Annotated in this window: 1 protein-coding gene; it reads right to left on the bottom strand. The window is 54.1% G+C overall.

From position 1 onward, the window contains the following. Positions 1-173: YjiS-like domain-containing protein (locus AC0L2R_RS33905; RefSeq protein WP_473514138.1), on the bottom strand; the 173-nt coding region annotated here is incomplete at its 3' end. Positions 174-314: the final 141 nt, after the last annotated feature.

Genomic DNA, 314 nt, shown 5'->3' with positions numbered 1-314 from the left:
ATACCTATGTCCGCCAGATCACGATCCGATAGTCGGTGTAGTGCGTGTTCGGTCTCGCTCCGTTGCCACCAGCCCACGACGACGGAGGCTCCGAACCTCAAAGCTGGTAGCTTCGTCAGAAGGCCGCGGGCAAGGCGCTCGGGGATTTCGGCTATTTGGAATTCCAGTGTCATAACCTTCGTCCAAGTTGTGCTGAGTTAATGCCAACCTAGTGAATTGCCGTCAGACGTGTTATCAGCAGTCTGACAAATTATGTCTCTGAGCCGCCATGATTGCCCGCGACAACCTGATCAACGTTCATTTGCCGGAAGACG

This window comes from Mesorhizobium sp. WSM4820 (assembly GCF_055811075.1).
The sequence above is the reverse complement of the archived record's forward strand: the minus strand, read 5'-3'. Positions and strand labels throughout refer to the sequence as shown.